Source organism: Aeromonas sp. 84A, from assembly GCF_051919345.1.
Classification (GTDB): Bacteria; Pseudomonadota; Gammaproteobacteria; order Enterobacterales; family Aeromonadaceae; genus Aeromonas; species Aeromonas veronii.
The window spans coordinates 501,922-518,917 of sequence record NZ_JBQBEW010000001.1; the positions used below are offsets into that span (position 1 = coordinate 501,922).

The 16,996-nt window shown below is 61.7% G+C and carries 12 protein-coding genes; 5 read left to right on the forward strand and 7 right to left on the reverse strand.

What is annotated here, in order from left to right:
* The first annotated feature begins 412 nt into the window (after positions 1-412).
* The 4 genes from ACTG20_RS02390 (at position 413) to ACTG20_RS02405 (ending at position 5,148) form a co-directional block, all read left to right on the forward strand.
* Positions 413-1,411 (forward strand): BMP family lipoprotein, encoded by a 999-nt coding sequence (locus ACTG20_RS02390; protein WP_005340803.1) that lies wholly within the window; start codon positions 413-415, stop codon positions 1,409-1,411.
* Between the two features lie 85 nt (positions 1,412-1,496).
* On the forward strand, positions 1,497-3,062 hold the full coding sequence (locus ACTG20_RS02395) for an ABC transporter ATP-binding protein (RefSeq protein WP_100644783.1): 1,566 nt from the start codon (positions 1,497-1,499) through the stop codon (positions 3,060-3,062).
* Positions 3,062-4,180, forward strand: coding sequence for an ABC transporter permease (locus ACTG20_RS02400; RefSeq protein ID WP_005357011.1), 1,119 nt, complete (start codon positions 3,062-3,064; stop codon positions 4,178-4,180). The genes ACTG20_RS02395 and ACTG20_RS02400 overlap by 1 nt, the downstream gene beginning before the upstream one ends.
* Positions 4,181-4,182: 2 nt before the next feature.
* Complete coding sequence (locus ACTG20_RS02405) at positions 4,183-5,148, forward strand: ABC transporter permease (protein ID WP_005340795.1); 966 nt, start codon at positions 4,183-4,185, stop codon at positions 5,146-5,148.
* Positions 5,149-5,413: 265 nt separating this feature from the next.
* Here the strand turns inward: ACTG20_RS02405 and ACTG20_RS02410 are convergent, their stop codons facing one another.
* Positions 5,414-7,405 carry a bifunctional 2',3'-cyclic-nucleotide 2'-phosphodiesterase/3'-nucleotidase gene (locus ACTG20_RS02410; RefSeq protein WP_194494864.1) on the reverse strand — a complete coding sequence of 664 codons (1,992 nt, stop codon included), beginning with the start codon at positions 7,403-7,405 and terminating at the stop codon, positions 5,414-5,416.
* A gap of 348 nt (positions 7,406-7,753) precedes the next feature.
* On the opposite strand from ACTG20_RS02410, the gene ACTG20_RS02415 reads away from it, so the two are divergent.
* Positions 7,754-8,695: a hypothetical protein gene (locus ACTG20_RS02415; protein ID WP_194494863.1), complete on the forward strand. Its 942-nt coding sequence runs from the start codon at positions 7,754-7,756 to the stop codon at positions 8,693-8,695.
* An 81-nt stretch (positions 8,696-8,776) separates the two neighbouring features.
* Here ACTG20_RS02415 and mgtE read toward each other — a convergent pair whose 3' ends face one another.
* The 6 genes from mgtE to ACTG20_RS02445 all read right to left on the reverse strand — a co-directional run bounded on the left by mgtE (position 8,777) and on the right by ACTG20_RS02445 (position 16,996).
* Positions 8,777-10,201 carry a magnesium transporter gene (gene mgtE, locus ACTG20_RS02420; protein WP_139399905.1) on the reverse strand — a complete coding sequence of 475 codons (1,425 nt, stop codon included), beginning with the start codon at positions 10,199-10,201 and terminating at the stop codon, positions 8,777-8,779.
* 146 nt (positions 10,202-10,347) lie between these two features.
* Positions 10,348-11,748, reverse strand: a complete 1,401-nt coding sequence (gene cysG / locus ACTG20_RS02425) for a siroheme synthase CysG (RefSeq protein ID WP_194494862.1) — start codon at positions 11,746-11,748, stop codon at positions 10,348-10,350.
* Between the two features lie 12 nt (positions 11,749-11,760).
* The gene (gene nirC / locus ACTG20_RS02430; protein ID WP_194494861.1) at positions 11,761-12,573 is read right to left on the reverse strand and encodes a nitrite transporter NirC; all 813 of its coding nucleotides are present in this window, start codon (positions 12,571-12,573) and stop codon (positions 11,761-11,763) included.
* A 57-nt stretch (positions 12,574-12,630) separates the two neighbouring features.
* Complete coding sequence (gene nirD / locus ACTG20_RS02435) at positions 12,631-12,948, reverse strand: nitrite reductase small subunit NirD (protein WP_113069183.1); 318 nt, start codon at positions 12,946-12,948, stop codon at positions 12,631-12,633.
* Between the two features lie 106 nt (positions 12,949-13,054).
* Positions 13,055-15,601, reverse strand: a complete 2,547-nt coding sequence (nirB, locus tag ACTG20_RS02440) for a nitrite reductase large subunit NirB (protein ID WP_194494860.1) — start codon at positions 15,599-15,601, stop codon at positions 13,055-13,057.
* Between the two features lie 306 nt (positions 15,602-15,907).
* Positions 15,908-16,996 carry an ABC transporter permease gene (locus ACTG20_RS02445; RefSeq protein ID WP_194494859.1) on the reverse strand — a complete coding sequence of 363 codons (1,089 nt, stop codon included), beginning with the start codon at positions 16,994-16,996 and terminating at the stop codon, positions 15,908-15,910.

Sequence of the window (16,996 nt, forward strand, 5' to 3'; positions counted from 1 at the left end):
CGGGGGGCTCCGGTGCGGCCATTTTTGGCTGGCGCAGAGAGAACGGGACGGGGAGGTCTCCAGCTGTAGCCAACTCTTGCTCGCGCGGTTTGTGGGGATTTTGCGAGCCGGATCACGGGCTTGCCGGGGGGCTGGATGAATAAGAGGGGAAAACGGTTTACAGTAACTTGCTGAACAATAAGAGAAATGTCGTTTGGGTCTTTTGGTTGTTAGCATAAAAAACTGAAAAGTAGCTAAAAAACAACTGCTTATAATGTTATTTGCTTAGAATTCAAACCGTTAACGCAAACGTTTTTCCCTTATCATTTGCTTGACCCGCATCGGGGCTGACTTAGAGTAAGCCTGCGTGCTAGATAGCCTGCTCTGACAGGCAAGCAAGTTCCCTCACTTAATAACAATCAAGGATACGATCGTGACTAAAGTGCTCAAGCTGGCCACTGTGGCCTCCCTCACTCTCGCTGCTCTCTCTGCTCAGGCTGCTTCCGAGCCAGCCGTCATTTATGACACCGCGGGCAAGTATGACAAATCATTCAACGAAGCCGTGTTCCGTAACGGCGTCGAGCTCTACAACAAGGACAAGGGCGTCAAGGTCAAAGAGTTTGAACCCCAGAACGAAGCCCAGCGCGAGCAGGGTCTGCGTCGTCTGGCCAGCCGTGGCAACGGCCCGATCGTGGCGGTCGGTTTCAACATGGGTTCTGCGGTAGAGAAGGTTGCGACCGAATTCCCGAAAACCCAGTTCACCATCATCGACATGGTGGTCGACAAGCCGAACGTCCAGTCCGTCATCTTCAAGGAGCATGAAGGTTCCTTCCTGGTGGGCGCGCTGGCAGCCATCGCTTCCAAGAGCGGCAAGGTCGGCTTCGTGGGCGGCATGGATATCCCGCTGATCCGCAAATTCCAGTGCGGTTACGAGCAGGGTGCCAAGTTCGTCAATCCGAAGATCGAAGTGTTCCAGAACATGGCGGGCTCTACCCCGGCCGCGTTTGCTGACCCGGCCAAAGGTGCCGAGCTGGCCAAGTCCCAGTTCGCCAAAGGCGCTGACGTGGTTTACGCCGCAGCTGGCGGTACCGGTATCGGTGTCTATCAGGCAGCCAAGGACAGCGGCAAGTTCGCCATCGGGGTGGACTCCAACCAGAACCACCTGCAACCGGGCACCATGCTGACCTCCATGGTCAAGTCTGTGGGTCTGGCCGCTTACCAGACCTGGGATGACGCTGCCAAAGGCGAGTGGAAGCCGGGTATCAAGAACCTGGGTCTGGCCGAAGGCGGTGTGGATTGGGCGCTCGACAAGGACAACGAGAAGCTGATCACTCCGGAAATGAAAGCCAAGGTAGATGCCATCAAGGCTGAAATCATCGCTGGCAAGGTCAAGGTTCATGACTACATGAGCGATAACACCTGCAAATACTAATTAGATAGTTGCTACGACTCTCAACGCACCACCGGCCCGCACGGGCCGGTTTTTAGTCTTATTTCATGAAACGCAGGGCTGCATCATGGACCAGACAGATCGCTATGCCATCGAATTAAGAGGTATCGATAAGCGGTTCGGCGAAGTGTACGCCAACAAGCTGATCGACCTTAAGGTTCGCAAAGGCAGTATCCACGGCATTGTCGGCGAAAATGGCGCCGGTAAGTCCACCCTGATGAGCATCATTTATGGTTTCTACCATGCCGACAAAGGCGAGATGCTGATCGACGGGAATCCTTTCAAACCCCATGGCTCACAAGATGCGATTGCCGCAGGCGTGGGCATGGTTCACCAGCACTTCATGCTGGTCAATAACTTCACCGTATTGGAAAACGTCATCCTCGGCGCTGAGAACGGCTGGCACCTTCAGCAGAGCGTGGCGTCAGCCGAAAAGCTGCTTGGCGAACTGGCGCGGGATTATGGCCTCGACGTGCCGCTGCACGAAAAGGTCGAAGATCTGCCGGTTGGCTTGCAACAGCGGGTCGAAATTCTCAAGGCGCTCTATCGCGGCGCTCGCATCCTGATCCTCGACGAGCCGACCGGGGTACTGACCCCGCAAGAGGCGGATCACCTGTTCGAGGTGCTGAAAAAACTGCGGGATCAGGGGGCAACCATCATCCTTATCACCCACAAGCTGCGGGAGATCCTGGCCATTACCGATCAGGTCTCCATCATGCGCCGTGGCGAGATGGTGGCCCACGTCGCCACCAAGGATACCGACAAGGAGCAGCTGGCCGAGCTGATGGTGGGCCGCAAGGTGCGCCTCAAGGTCGACAAGGGGCCAACCCAGCCGGGTGAAGCCAAGCTGAAGATCGAAGGGCTCAGCTACTTCGACGCCAGCAAGGTAGAGCGGGTCAAGTCCGTCAGCTTCGAGGTGCGGGCCGGTGAAGTGGTCGGCATTGCCGGGGTCTCCGGCAACGGTCAGTCCGAACTGCTCAGCCTGCTTGGCGGCATTCTCAAGCCGAGCAAGGGCGGCTTCACCATCAGCAGCCGCAGCGGCGTGCACAAGGTGAGCGCGGAGCACCCGGCCGATCCCGAGCTGGTGCGCAATTACGGCCTCGGTCATGTGCCGGAAGATCGCCACAAGATGGGGCTGATCAACCGCTTCGAGGCGAAAGAGGCCTTTATTCTCGGTTATCACCGCCGCCCGCAATACAACAAGGGGTGGCTGCAGAACAAGGAGGCGATCCAGCAGGATTGTCAGGCCAAGATGGAGAAGTGGGACGTGCGCCCGCCCCATCCCGATCACAAGACCGCCAACTTCTCCGGTGGCAACCAGCAGAAGCTGGTGATAGCCCGTGAAGTGGAGCAGGACCCGGATGTGCTGTTGATCGGCCAGCCGACCCGCGGGGTCGACATTGGCGCCATCGAGTATATCCACCAGCAGATCATCGCCATGCGCGACAAGGGCAAGGCGGTGCTGCTGGTCTCGGTGGAGCTGGACGAGATCATGAGCCTCGCAGACCGGATTCTGGTCATTGCCGATGGTCGCATCGTCGGCGAGCTGGATGGTGCCAAGGCGGATGAGCGCACCATTGGTCTGATGATGGCGAATATCGTTCCCGATGACGTTGCCAAGGAGGCCCACTGATGAGCCAAGTACGTATTCCTGCCTGGGTCTCCGTAGGCGTCTTGTCTGCGGTCAACATCCTGCTGGCCTTCCTGGTGTCGGCCATTCTGTTCTACTACCTCGACATCAACCCGGTCGATGCCGCCAAGATCATGTGGTACGGCGCGTTCGGCACCGGTGAAGGGGTCGGCTTCACCCTCTACTACGCAACCGGCTTTATCTTTACCGGTCTGTCGGTGGCGGTCGCCTTCCACGCAGGTCTGTTCAATATCGGTGGTGAAGGGCAGGCCTATATCGGTGGGCTCGGTGTCGGTCTAGTCTGTCTGATGCTCGGCGATGTGCTGCCGTTTGCCCTGCTGTTGCCGCTCTCCATCATTGCCGGTGGTCTGTTCGGTGCGGCCTGGGCCTTTATTCCGGCCTGGCTGCAAGCCAAGCGCGGCAGCCATATCGTTATCACCACCATCATGTTCAACTTCATCGCCGCCTCGCTGATGGCCTATCTGCTGGTGGAGGTGTTCAAACCGCCCGGTTCGATGGCGACCGAGAGCAAGGTGTTTGCCGAAGCAAGCTGGCTGCCCAAGATGAGCGGGCTGGCGAACCTGTTCGGGATGGAGATCCCCAACAGCCCACTTAACATCAGCTTCTTCTGGGCGCTGATCTGTGCGGCGCTGGTGTGGGTCTTTATCTGGCACACCCGCTGGGGTTACGAGATCCGCTCGGTCGGCGCCAGCCAAAGCGCCTCCGCCTATGCCGGTATCTCCTATCCCAAGGTGGTGATCCTGGCGATGGTGATCTCCGGCATGCTGTCGGGCTTCTTCGCCCTCAACGTGCTGCAGGGTGAGCTGCACCAGATCAAGCTCAACTTCGTGGAAGGGTTCGGTTTCACCGGTATCGCGGTGGCGCTGATGGGGCGCAACCATCCGGTTGGGGTCATCATCGCCAGCCTGCTGTTCGGCTTCCTCTATCAGGGGGGCGCAGAGCTCAGCTTCGAGTTCGGTGTTGACCGCAACATCGTGGTGGTGTTGCAGGGTCTGGTGATCCTGTTCTGTGGCGCCCTTGAGCACATGATGCGTCCGCGCATCGAGCAGCTCTATCTGGCGTTTGCCAACCGCTCAGCCGCACAAGCTAAAGGAGTCTGATCATGTTTGAAATTCTGATCCTGATGCTGGATGCGACCATTCGGACCGCACCACCGTTGATTCTGGCCGCCATGGCGGGCATGTTCTGCGAGCGCTCCGGGGTGGTCAACATCGCGCTGGAAGGCAAACTGCTGGCGGCGGCGTTCGCCAGTGGCGCGGCGGCGGCGGTCTCCGGTTCTGCCTGGGTAGGTCTGGGGGCCGGGGTGGGTGTCTCCATCCTGTTCGCCCTGATGCACGGCTTTGCCACCATCACCCACCGCGGTGATCAGGTGGTGAGCGGTATGGCCATCAACATTCTGGCGGCCGGTCTGACCGTGACGCTGGGCCGTTACTGGTTCGATCAGGGTGGCCAGACTCCGGCGCTCTCCGGTGATGCCCGTTTCGCCCCCATCGATCTGCCCTATGCCAAGGAGTTGTGGGATGTGCCGGTGATCGGCCAGCTCTACAGCGAACTGTTGAGCGGCCACTCCCTGCTGGAGTACGTGGCGTTCGCCTGCGTACCGCTGGCCTGGTGGGTGATGTTCCGTACCCGCTTCGGTCTGCGGCTGCGGGCGGTGGGCGAGGCACCGGCAGCGGTCGATACCGCCGGTATCTCTGTGGTGCGGATGCGCTACACCGCGCTCCTCATCGGCGGCCTGCTGGCCGGTATCGGTGGCACCTATCTGGCGGTGGCCCAGACGGCCCAGTTCATCCCCAACATGAGTGCGGGCAAGGGCTTTATGGCGCTGGCGGCGCTGGTGTTCGGCAAGTGGCGCCCCTGGAACGCCATGGCAGCCTGTCTGCTGTTCGGCTTCCTCGATGCGGTCGCCATCCGGCTGCAAGGGGTCAGCATCGGTGGCTTCGCCATTCCGGTGCAGGCCATCGAGGCACTGCCCTACATTCTGACCGTGTTCCTGCTGGCCGGTTTTATCGGCCGCGCCGTGGCGCCCAAGGCGCTTGGTACACCTTATGTGAAGGAGCGGGAGTAGCGCCCTTTATCGCGATACTCCCACCCACCCTGATAACAGCAGGCCCACTTCGGTGGGCCTGTTTTTTTATGGGCGGTATGGGGCAGATCAGCCGGGATCTGGATGGTTCGACAGAGGGAGGCGATGGCGTGAAGGGATAAATGGGCTGCGTGAGTTGCTGCGGGTAGCGGCTGGCGTACAAGAGCTGACCCTCTGCCTGCACCATCAAAAACCCCCTCGTATCAGGAGGGGGTTGCAGAAGTTATTGCCGGATGAACCCTGAGGCTCAGGGAGCCAGCACCAGCTTGTAGACGCCAAAGCTGGGGTGTTTGGCATCGGTGGGCGGCAGGGTCTCCACATAGTTCAGCTTGCCACCGGTCAGGGCTTGCGCTTCGCTGCGTGGCGAGCTGTAGATGCGCAGATCCAGATTGGCGGGCAGGGGGGCCAACTGCCAGTTGTTGTCTGCCGGTGGCTCGAAACCGGCCGGATTCTTCTCTGCCAGATCCTTGAGGTATTCGGAGAGCACTTCGCGGGTTTCGAACTGATCTTCATGGACGATCACCTTGGCGTTGATGCCCGGGAAGTTGCCACCACCGCTGGCGCGGTAGTTGTTGGTCACCACGTAGAACATCTGGGTCGGGTCGATCGCCTTGCCCTGATAGGTGAGGTTGGTGATGCGATAGCTGTCGCTCACCTTGTTGCCATCCACATCGTAACGGGCGGGTTTGGTCACATCGACCTGATAGTTCACCCCGTCGATCACGTCGAAGTTGTAGGTGCGGTACTTCTCGTTCACCAACCACTGGGTAGCGGTGCTGGCGGCATCGATCTTGTTGAACTGGACGGCGCTCTTCTCCAGCCACTCCTGTACGGTCGCGCCATTGATGGCGACCACCTGCAGGGTGTTGGGGTAGACATAGAGGTCGGCCACGTTGCGCAGGGAGATATCGCCAGCTGGTACATAGGTGAAGTCGGTCGGGCCGTTGCGACCACCGCGGAATGGCGCGGCGGCGGAGAGGATGGGCCATTTCTCCTTGAGCTGACCATCTTGTTGCAGCTTCTTGGCGTGCCACAGCTGGGCGTCGCTGACGATCTGGATGGAGGGGTCATCCTGCACCAGCGCGAAGAAGCTGTGGATCGGCTTGGTGATCTTGCTGAGGGGCTCGTCCAGCCACTGGTTGGCCTGCTCGTGCTCGGCAATGACCTGATCGACCACCGCCTGATCTTCGGTGCTGCTGGCGCTGCTGTCGATTTTGCGCAGCTGGGACTGGCTGGAGGCCACTTCCCAGCGACCCTCTTTCCAGGTCATGTGCAGGTCGATGATGCCGAGGTGGTTACCCCAGACGCCCGGCATCACGGTCGGTACGCCCGCCAGAGTGCCTTTCTCGTTGTCCACGTCGGTCATGTTGGGGTAGTCGCCCGGGAAGGTGCGGTGGGCGTGGCCCAGCAGCAGGGCATCGACCCCCTTCACCTTGGCCAGCGGCAGTGCGGCGTTCTCCATCATGGGTTCGCGCGGGTCACCTATGATGCCGGTATGGGCCACGACCACGACGATGTCAGCACCCTTGGCGCGGATTTCGGGTACATAGTGCTCGGCGGTCTCGACCATATCGGCCACCACCACCTTGCCTTCCAGATTGCGCTTGTCCCACTGGGTGATCTGGGGCGGCGTCAGGCCCAGCACACCGACCTTGATGGTCTGGGTATTGCCGTTGGCATCCTTCACCTGACGATCCAGCACCACATAGGGTTTGAACTTCTGCTTGCTCCAGTCGATGGTGCCATTGCCATCACGGCTGAAGGCATCGGCCTGGAAGACGTTGGCGTTGATGTAGGGGTAGTTGGCCCCTTTCAGGGTCTCTGAGAGGAAGTCGAGACCGAAGTTGAATTCGTGGTTGCCCAGGTTGCCGACATCATAGCTCATGGTGTTGAGCGCCTTGATGGCGGGGTGGGTCTGCTTGCTCAGCCATTGCTGCTTGACCTGCTGGTCGTGGATATAGTCGGCCAGCGGGGTGCCCTGGATCAGGTCGCCGTTGTCGATCAGCAAGTTGTTGGCGTTCTCTTCGCGGGCCTTGCGGATCAGCACAGCGGTGCGGGCGAAGCCCAGCGAGGCATCCGGCTTGTTCTGGTAGTAGTCGTAGCTCAGCAGGTTGGAGTGGATATCAGAGGTTTCGATCAGCCGCAGGGTGAGATCACCGGGGGCCTGAGAGTTGTTGTCATCACAGCCGGACAGCAAAAAGATAACTGCCACCGCGCTCAGTTTGAGGGTGGTTTTCATTGTTGGATTCTCTTGTTATGGGTATGCCAGCGTGGTGCATTCTATCGACAGCAAAAGAATCCGATTGTGAGCAGGCTGGCAATTCGGGCTAATTACCCTCCTGTTAATAGAGTTATGACTCTGATTTTCATCTGTTTTTTCGAGTCGCTAACCTCGCTGCTTTTCCGCCGTTAGTCACCCTGTCGTTACCGCAGTGCGGTCGGGGCAAGCGGCACGGCCTGCCGCTCCTGCGAGGCTGTAATGGTTGGTTACAGATCTCCATTCGACTGATAGATGACCTTTCCCTTAAATTCAGCGGCGATTGATTGCATCTAAAAATTACAAAGCGACAGCAAGGAATAAAAACTCATGAAAATGCACAACAAAGTGCTGCTGGCCATCGCCTGCGCTGCGGCCCTGTCTGCCTGTGACAGCGAAAAAGCTGCCAACAGCATTGCCAAGCGGGTGCCGCTGGCTCTGCCTGAGGCGGGTCTTTACCAAGCGAATCTGATGAGCCGCGACGGCGACAAGGCGACGTCGCGCATGATCAAGGATCTGGATGGTCTGGCGCTGGTCTACCCGAAGGGTGAAACCGTGCAGCACTGGGGTGTCTGGGTGGATCATCAGGTGGGCAAGGTCGAGACCAACAGCCAGTGGCTGGGTCAGGCTGACCAGAAAGCCGACAAAGACGGGATCTACCCGGTGCAGTTGATCCGCAACAGCGAACGGCTCGGCACCAGCACTGCGCTCAGCTCGGTGACCAACGACCACAACCTCATCACCTTCCAGGAGCAGCCGGTCATCGATCTGCAGGGCAAGGAGATCAAGCGCTGGGTTTTTGATTTCACCCGAACTGGCACCAAGTTCTCCGACAACTCCCCCATCTATTCCGGTTTCAGCGGTCATGTGGCGGTGACGGCTCTGACCACCAAAGCGGTGACCACGGCCAGCTGGAGTGCCACGGGCAGCGATGGCTTCAGTAGCGACATGGTGGGCAAGGTGGATACCACCAACAACGGCGGCAAGCTGACGGTGGCGATCGAGTTCCCGGCGGCAGGTTGTACGCTGGTGGGCGAGGGGAGTGCGACGGCCGGGTTGAGCAAGCTGACCATGAGCGGGTTTGGCAAGTGCAACTTCAAGCAATCCGCTGCCGCCACGCCGATCGAAAACCTCTGGAATGCCGCTCTGGCCCGGGCGATGGATAACAGCGTTGCCTATGTCACCACCTATACCACGGATGCCAAAAAAGAGGCGCTGGTCATCGGCTTCCCCGACACCAATGGCTTGCTAATCACCGCTGACAAGCGATAAGCAGCCCAACGGCAGGGACGGGCAAACGCGCCTGAAACAACAAGGGAGCCAGTGGCTCCCTTGTTGTTTTCAACGCACGGTTTACAGCAGGAACAGGGTCGCCAGCCCGAGGAAGATAAAGAAGCCGCCGGTATCGGTGATGGCGGTGATCATCACGCTGGCACCGACTGCCGGGTCGCGGCCGAGGCGGGTCATGGTCATGGGGATGATGACCCCCATCAGGGCGGCCACCAGCAGGTTGAGCATCATGGCCAGGGTCATTACGGCGCCGAGCGCCGCATCCTGATAGAGCAGATAGGTGGCGATGCCCATGGTGCCGCCCCACACCAGCCCGTTGATAAAGGCGACGCCAAGTTCCCGCAGTAGCAGGAAGGAGAGGTTGCCTGCCTGAATGTGCTGCAGCGCCAGCGCCCGCACTATCATGGTGATGGTCTGGTTGCCGGTGTTGCCGCCGATCCCGGCGACGATGGGCATCAGGGCCGCCAGCGCCACCAGTTGGGAGATGGTGTGCTCGAACAGGCCGATCACCCGCGAGGCGACAAAGGCGGTGCAGAGGTTGATGGCAAGCCAGGCCCAGCGGGTCTTGACCGCCTTGGAGACCGGGGCGAACACGTCTTCATCCTCGCTGATACCCCCCATCCGGCGCAGGTCGGTGTCACTCTCCTCATAGACCAGATCCACCACCTCTTCGACGGTGAGGCGGCCCATCAGCTTGCCCTTGCCATCCACCACGGCGGCGGAGAGCAGGTCATCCCGCTCGAAGGTGCGGGCGGCCGCTTCGTCGTTATCCTCCGGATCGAAGGTGACCGGATCCCGCTCCATCACGTCGCTCACCAGGGTGGCGGGTTTGTGCAGCAGGACAGTGGTGAGGGCCAGCTCCCCCAGCAGGTGGTTGCGCCGATCGATGACGAACAGCTTGTCGGTGTTGGCGGGGATCTTGCCGCGCAGACGCAGATAGCGCTGCACCGTGGCCAGACTCACCTCGGGGCGGATGGTGATGATCTCGAAGTCCATCATGGCGCCGACGGTGTGCTTGCCGTAGCGGATCACCTCCCGCACCCGATCCCGGTCGGCGGGGGCCATATAGGTGAGCAGCCGCCCCATCAGGTTGCGTGGCAGGTACTGGCCCAGATAGATCTGGTCGTCGATATCCAGGGTGCGCAGAGCGTGCAGCAGCTCCTTGTCGCTCATCCCGCTGATGAGGCTGTCCCACACCGTCTCCGACGCTTCGACCAGGATCTGGCCGCGCTTCTCCTCCTCCACCAGCGCCCACAGGGCATGACGCTCATCGGGCGGCAGCGACTCCAGCGCATCGGCGACGTCGGCGGCGGGCAACCCGTTGACCAGCGAGGTGAGTTCGCTGGTCTGATCGCGTTGCTCGGCATCCTGCACCACCTGCGGATCGAGCAGGCTGTCGGTGAGGGCATCATCGCGCAGCAGCAGGGTGAGAATGCGGGATCTGTCATCCGCGCGCTGCCGGGCGCTGTTCTTGATGGGAAGAGACATGGGATGAATTCCTGAGATGGTAGCCAAGGGCTCAATGCCCATAGGATACCAGACTTAAAACAACAGGTTATGACCGCGATGGGAGAAGAGGGGGGTAAAAGTGAGGCCACCTGTTGGTGGCCTCATGATCGTTTGCCGAGGATCCCTCAGGCGAGGGCGCGCTGAGCCTGTGGTGCCTCGCCAAACCAGGCGAGCCGGTCGGCAAGGGTCACCACGGATCCCACCATGATCAGGGCCGGGCTCTCGACCCCCACTGCCAGCGCGGGCAGCTCATCGAGGGTGCCGCGAATGACCCGCTGGCAGGGTTGAGTGCCGCGCTCGATCAGCGCCACCGGGGTGTTGCCCGCCTTGCCGTGGGCCAGCAATTGCTCGCGGATGGTGGCGCAGGATGAGAGCCCCATGTAGAACACCAGCGTCTGTTTGTCCTTGGCCAGCAGCGGCCAGTCGAGATCCCGGGCGCCACCCTTGCCGTGGGCGGTGACGAAACGAACGCTCTGGGCGTGATCGCGGTGGGTGAGCGGAATGCCGGCGTAGGCGGCGCAGCCGCTGGCCGCGGTGATCCCCGGCACCACCTGAAAGCCGATGCCTGTGCCGACCAGCGTCTCCAGCTCCTCGCCGCCACGGCCGAAGATGAAGGGGTCGCCCCCCTTCAGCCGCACTACCCGTTGCCCCTTCTGCGCCTCCTCCAGCAACAGCTGGTTGATCCCCTCCTGCGGCACGCAGTGATTGCCCGCCTGCTTGCCGACGAAGATACGCTTGGCATCGCGGCGCACCAGCGCCATCACCTCGTCCGATACCAGCCGGTCATAGACCACCACGTCGGCCTGCTGCATCTGGCGCAGGGCGTGCAGGGTGAGCAGACCCGGATCGCCGGGGCCGGCTCCCACCAGCACCACTTCGCCAGTGCTCTGGCTCTCGTCGGCAAACAGGTTGTCGGCCAGCTGGTGGGCAGAGGCGCTATCGCCCCGCGTCAGCGCCTGACCGAGTCGGTCTGCCCCGAGCAGCCGCTCCCAGAAGCGGCGCCGCGCACCCATGGTGGCGAAGCGGGCCTTGACTCGCTCCCGCAGGTTGCCGGCAAAGGCCGCCACGGCCCCCAGATGTTGCGGCAGCAGGGCTTCCAGTTTTTCTCGCAGCAAGCGGGCCAGCACCGGCGCCTTGCCGCCGGAGGAGATGGCTACCATCAGCGGCGAGCGATCGATGATCGACGGCATGATGAAGCTGGAGCGTTTCGGGTCATCTACCACGTTGGCAAAGATCCGCGCCTGATTGGCGCTCTGGTAGACCAGCGCATTCACCTCGCGCCGATCGGTGGCGGCCACCGCAAGCCACTTGCCCGCCAGTTGCTGCGGCGCGAAGTCACCGGCCAGCCACTCGATGCTCCCGTTGGTCGCCAGTTCCGCCAGCTCGGGGTCGAGCTCGGGCGCGACCACGGTGAGCTGGGCACCGGCATCCAGCAGCAGGCGCGCCTTGCGCTCCGCCACCTCGCCGCCGCCGACCAGCAGCACGGGTTTGTTGTCGAGTCGGCAAAAGATGGGCAAGTAGTCCATGGGGCCTCCTGATCAGGCGGTTCGGGTCTGGTTGGCGGTGCTGGTGGTTTCGCTCACCGCGACCGGGCGCTCAGCCTTGGGGGTGGCATACCAGTAGCCGAGGCCCATAAAGAGGGCGCCGGAGACGGTGTTGCCGAGGGTCACCCACAGCAGGTTGTGGCCGATGCCGCTCAGGGTGTAGGCATCGGAATGGGCGCCAAACCAGGAGAGGGCGAACAGGGTCATGTTGGCGATGGAGTGCTCGTAGCCGGAGGCGATAAAGGCCAGCAGGCACCACCAGATGGCGATGAAGCGGGCGGCCCCTTCGGTGCGCAGCGCCATCCAGATGGCGAGGCAGACCAGCCAGTTGCAGAGGATCCCCTTCATAAACAGGGTCAGGGCCGGAGCCTGGGTTTTGGCCAGCGCCACCTTGTGGGCCAGACTGCCTGCGTCCGGCAGCAGGCTGCCGCCGTAGGAGTAGATGAGCGCCACCACGATGGAGCCAATCAGATTGCCCGCCCAGGTCTGCGGCAGGATGCGCAGCAGGTCGGACATGGTGATCTTGCCCGTTTTCACCCCGAAGGTGAGGAACATGGTGTGGCCGGTAAACAGCTCGGAGCCGGCGATGATCACCAGGGTCAGGGCGATGCCGAAGGTGGCCCCCATCACCAGCGGTCGGATGCTCGGATCCACCAGATTGCCGAGGGTGAAGATAAGGATGATGCCGAGGCCCACATAGGCCCCCGCCATGGCGGAGCTGAGCCAGAAGCCGAGCTTGTCGCTGCGCTCGAAGCGGTTGATGCGGGCCGCGTTGGCGGCGCACTTGTTAATGGTTTCCGTGTACATCTTGTGAGTCCTTGAAAGGGCTGCCTGCAGGCAGCCCGAAAGAGAGTGAATTTAGCTTTAGACGGCGACCCAGACCTGCTGGTCGCGTACTTCAACGGGGTAGCTTTGAACCGACATGGCGGGATTGTCGAAACAGTGGCCATCGCTCAGGCGAAAGCGCTGCTTCTTGAGCGGGCTGGCGACCCAGAGCTCGCCGTCGTGTTCGCAGATCAGGCCCCGCGACAGTACGTTGGCGGCGAAGAAGGGATCCCGGTTGTCGATGGCGAACACCTCGGCGGCCGCGCTCGGGCGGAACAGGGCGATTTGACGCCCCTCGATCAGTGCGCAGACGCCGGTTCCCGGCAGGATGTCGCTGAGTTGGCAGGCGAATTTCATGATTGAACCTCCACATCGAGCGAAACAGGCATATTCTGGCGACCTTCAATGAGTGCGCAGACGCCGGTTCCCGGCAGGATGTCGTTGAGTTGGCAGGCAAGTTTCATCATTTGGTTTCCACCTCGATCTGGTAGACGGGGATGCGCTCGGCCGGAGTGGCGGGTCTGTGCTGGTCGCGCTCGCTGACGAACTGCACGTCCGGATCGCGCTTGTCGCTGTTGATGAAGTGGCTGAAGCGCTTGAGCGCCTCCTCTTCGTTGAGGGTGCGCGACCATTCGCACTCGTAGCTGTCGATAAGGGTCTGGATATCGCGCTCCAGCGTCTCGGCCAGTCCCAGCTTGTCGTCGACGATCACCTCGCGCAGGTAGTCGACGCCCCCTTCCAGGTTGCCGAGCCAGACCGAGGTGCGCTGCAGTTTGTCGGCGCTGGTGACGTAGAACATCATAAAACGGTCGATCAGCTTGATGAGGGTCTCGCGGTCTAGGTCAGACGCCAGCAGGTCGGCGTGGCGCGGCTTCATGCCGCCGTTGCCGCCCACATAGAGGTTCCAGCCCGCGTCGGTGGCGATGATGCCGACGTCCTTGCCTTGCGCTTCGGCACATTCGCGGGTGCAGCCGGAGACGCCGAATTTCATCTTGTGCGGGGTGCGAATGCCCTTGTAGCGGTTCTCGAGGAAGACCCCGAGGCCAACGCTGTCCTGCACGCCGAAGCGGCACCAGGTGCTGCCGACGCAGGTTTTGGCCATGCGCAGCGCCTTGGCGTAGGCCTGACCGGTTTCGAAGCCGGCCGCCAGCAGCTTGCGCCAGATGGCAGGCAGATCATCCTTCTGGGCCCCGAACAGGCCGATGCGCTGGGCGCCGGTGATCTTGGTGTAGAGCTGGTAGTCGCGGGCCACTTCGGCCACCGCCAGCAAGCCTTCCGGGGTCACTTCGCCGCCGGCCATGCGCGGGATGACGGAGTAGCTGCCGTCCTTTTGCATGTTGCCGAGGAAGATGTCGTTAGTGTCCTGCAGCGGGATATTGCGCGGGCTCAGCACATGCTCGTTCCAGCAGGAGGCGAGGATGGAGCCGACGGTCGGTTTGCACACCTCGCAGCCATAGCCTTGGCCGTGCTTGGCCAGCAGCTCGTCGAAGCTCTTGATCCCCTCCACCTTGACCAGATGGAACAGCTCCTGACGGGAGTGGGGGAAGTGGGCGCAGAGGTGGTTGTTGACCTCGATGCCCTGCTTCACCAGTTCGGCGTTGAGCACCTGACTGATGAGCGGCACGCAGCCGCCACAGCCGGTACCGGCCTTGGTGTGCTGCTTGATGGCGGCCAGCGTGGTATGACCCTCGGCCACCGCTTTGGCGATGTCGCCCTTGGAGACGTCAAAGCAGGAGCAGATCTGGGCGCTCTCCGGCAGGGCATCCACCCCCAGCGTCGGTTTGGCTCCGGCGTAGGCGGGCAGGATCAGGGTGTCAGGGTGGCTCGGCAGCGGCAGGGCGTTGAGCATCATCTGCAGCAGGTTGCCGTAATCTTCCACGTCACCCACCAGCACGGCGCCGAGCAATCGGCTGTTGTCCTCGCTCACCACGATCTTCTTGTAGACGCCAGCCTGATCGTCCTGAAACACATAGCTGTGGCTGCCCGGGGTGCGGCCGTGGGCATCACCGATGGAGCCGACGGAGACGCCGAGCAGCTTGAGCTTGGCGCTCATGTCTGCCCCCTCGAAACGGCTGTCGCCGCCGAGCAGATGGTCGACGGTGATCTGGGCCATCTTGTAGCCCGGTGCCACCAGCCCGAAGAAGCGGCCCTGCCAGGCGGCGCACTCGCCGATGGCGTAGATGTCGGGGTCGGAGGTGAGGCAGTGATCGTCGATGACGATGCCGCCGCGCTCGGCGATGGCGAGATCACCGTAACGGCCAAGGGTATCTTGCGGACGAATGCCGGTGGAGAAGACCACCACGTCCACTTCAAGCTGGCTGCCGTCGGCGAAGGCGAGGCGGTGTTTCGCCTGCTCACCGCCATGCATCAGGATCTCGCTGGTGCTCTTGCTGGTGTGTACCTGCACGCCCATGGATTCAATCTTGCGGCGCAGCAGCTGGCCGCCCTGACCGTCGAGCTGCTCGGCCATCAGCACGGGGGCAAACTCCACCACATGGGTCTCGAGACCCAGCGCCTTGAGGGCACCGGCGGCTTCCAGGCCAAGCAGGCCGCCACCGATCACCACCCCGCTCTTGCCGCTTTTGGCGGCGCTGCGGATGGCTTTCAGATCCTCGATGGTGCGATAGACGAAGCACTCGTGGTGCTGACTGCCCGCAATGGGCGGCACCCAGGGGTAGGAGCCGGTGGCCAGCACCAGTTTGTCGTACCCGACCACAGTGCCCTTGTTGGAGTGCACTTCGCCGTTGGCCCTGTCGATTTTTTTCACCGCTTCGCCGAGCAGCAGGCGGATGCCGTGCTTGTCGTAGAAGCCGGGTTTGACGAGGGAGAGATCTTCGCTGGTGTGATGGGAGAAGTAGGAGGAGAGATGGACGCGATCGTAGGCGGGACGGGGTTCTGCACCGAAGACGGTGATCTCGTAACGGCCCGGGTCGGCCCGCTCGATCAACTCTTCGATGAAGCGGTGCCCCACCATGCCGTTGCCCACAACGACCAGTCTGACTTTGCTCATGATTGCCTCTGGTTTGGAGTAATAAAACATCATTCTGGGGCTAGGCTACCCAGTCGGCAGGGGCGGGCAATTGATGCAAATCAAGTGTCTATTTATATATCTCATCAGGGGTAATTCGATAAAATTCAAAGATATACAAAAATAGGTATACCAGTTGATGATTTCTGCACTGGTGTGGAGTGAGGGATGGTGGAGGGAAAGCCCGGTTTACCCACGGCCGGGGAGTGAAAACTTCTGGCGGAAAATGGCCGGCCTCGCGCTGGGCGAGACCGGCATCAATGGGCATCAGCCGAGCTAGGCGGCGGGTCAGGCGATATGGCGGCGGAACATGGCGAGTGCCAGCGACAGGGTGACGCCGGCGATGGCGAGCAGCGGCCAGAGCAGGGGCCAGGCGGCCGACCAGTCAAACCCCTTGAGGAAGACCCCCTTGAGCAGCACGATGAAGTGGGTGAGGGGGTCGATGGCTGCCAGCCACTGGAACACCTGCGGCATATTCTCCACCGGCGAGATGTAGCCCGAGAGGATCACCGCCGGTACGGTGAAGGAGAAGACCCCGAGAAAGGCCTGCTGCTGGGTCGAGCAGAACGAGGAGATGAAGAGCCCGATCCCGGCCAGTGCCAGCCCGTAGCAGACCATGCCCGCCATCAGCAGGCTGAGGCTGCCGGCAAAGGGGAGGTGAAAGACAAAACGGGCGGCCAGCGCGACTATGCACCCTTGCCCCACCGCCACCATGATGCCGGGCACCGCCTTGCCCGCCATGATCCAGCCCGCGGTGAGGGGGGAGACCAGCAGCTGATCGAAGGTGCCCTCTTCCCGCTCCCGCGCGACCGAGAGGGCGGTGACAATCAGACAGCCGGTGGTGGTGATGATGGCTACCAGCGCCGGCAGGATATGCCAGTGGAATTCGACATTGGGGTTGTAGAGGTTGCGTACCGCCAGCTCGGGTTGCCCCTTGCCCTCACTTTGCCAGCGGGCGATCACCTGACTGATGTAGCCCGCCGCCACCTGACCGCCGTTGGAGCGACGGCCATCGATAATCAGCTGCACCTTGGCCGGTTCGCCGCGCGTCAATCGGCGGGAGAAATCCCCCGGAATAATCAGCCCGAGCAGCGCCTGCTGCCCGGTGATGGCCTCGGTCATGCCCGCCTCGCCTTGCACCGGGATGATGGTGGTGAAGGCGGGCATATGGGTGAGGCGCTCCAGCAGCTCGCGGCTCTGGGCTCCGCCATCCTGGTTGTAGATGGCCAGCGTGTTGCCGGTCACCTCCAGAGTGGCGGCGAACGGGAAGAGGGCGGTCTGCAGCAGCACCGGCATGATGAGCAGAAAGCGCCCCTGAGTATTGCCCATCAGGGCCTGCAGCTCTTTTCGGATCAGCCACCAGAGTCGGATCAGCAT